1 protein-coding gene is annotated in these 1,182 nt (G+C 71.1%); it reads right to left on the bottom strand.

All coding sequences use genetic code 11. From position 1 onward, the window contains the following. Window positions 1-1,182 (bottom strand): NAD(P)/FAD-dependent oxidoreductase (locus FKP22_RS33265; RefSeq protein ID WP_170201204.1); only part of this gene is annotated, 1,182 nt, incomplete at both ends.

Genomic DNA, 1,182 nt, shown 5'->3' with positions numbered 1-1,182 from the left:
AGCAGCCAACGCGATGGACGGGCTGGCCACTGGCGCAGGACCGCAGCAGCCGCCGGAGAGCGCAGCGCCTGACTTCACCCCAAAGTCGGACGAGCACACCCCTGTCTCCGGCAGGTCCAACTCGACCCGGTCCGCAGCAGGCAGGTCGCTGGCGATGGCGGCCACCACCGAACGCACCTGCTCGAAACCGGTGGCCATCAAGAAGGTGGGCGCACGGCCATAGCTCTTGACCCCCACCGTGTAGAAGTCCGCCTCAGGGTGGGCCAGCTCACGGTGCCCATGCGGCCGGACGGTTCCGCAGCTGTGCAGGTTCGGGTCGATCAGCGGGCCCAGCGCCTGGGTGGACTCGAGCCAAGGGTCCAGCTGAAGTCGCAACTCGCGCGTGATGTTCAGGTCGGGCCGCTGGCCGGTCGCGCAGACGATCTCGTCGAGGCCCTCGATGCGCACCGGCTGCTGCTGCAGGTCCAGGCCCTCGACTGTGAGTTGCGCGCCAGCCCGCCGGATGGCCGTGATGCGCACCCCACTGTGGAAGGCCAGCACACCGCTCTCGCGCAGGCGACGCAGCGCCGCACCCAGCTCGCCGCGTGCCGGCAGCGCATCTGCCACGCCGCCGCCATAGACCCGCTGCGGCACTGTCGAGCGCACCGCCCAGGCCAGCCGCGTCGTCGGCGAAGCCTTGGCCAGCGCGGCCAGGTCCAGCAGCGCATTGGCCGCGGAATGGCCCGCACCCACCACCAGCGTGCGCTTGCCTTCGTACCGGGTGCGGTCCCGGCCCAGCACGTCGGGAATGCCGTAGAAGATCTGGCCGCTGGCCTCGCCTTCGCCATCGGCCGCCAGGCCGTTGCCTCCCAGCGGGTTCGGGGTGGCCCAGGTGCCAGTGGCGTCGATCACCGCGCGAGCCCGGAACTGCACAGCCTGCCCGCTTCTCAGCGCATGGATCACGAAGGGTGCCTGCGCCCGGCCGTCGCTCCTGACCTTGTCGAAACCCTCGCGGCTGATGGCCGTGACACGGGTGCCCAGTTGCAGCGCCGCCTGCACCTGCGGCAACGCGGCGAAGGGCTGCAGCACCTGCTCGACCACTTCGCGGGACAACGGCAGGCCTGCGGGCGCCGGCGCTTGCCAACCCGTCGCGGCCAGCGCCCGGGCCACCGCTTCGTCCACATTGAAGCGCCATGGCGAGAA

Origin of the sequence: Ideonella azotifigens (genome assembly GCF_006519715.1) — a bacterium.
Classification (GTDB): Bacteria; Pseudomonadota; Gammaproteobacteria; order Burkholderiales; family Burkholderiaceae_C; genus Ideonella; species Ideonella azotifigens.
This window is presented reverse-complemented; position numbering and strand designations above follow the sequence as displayed.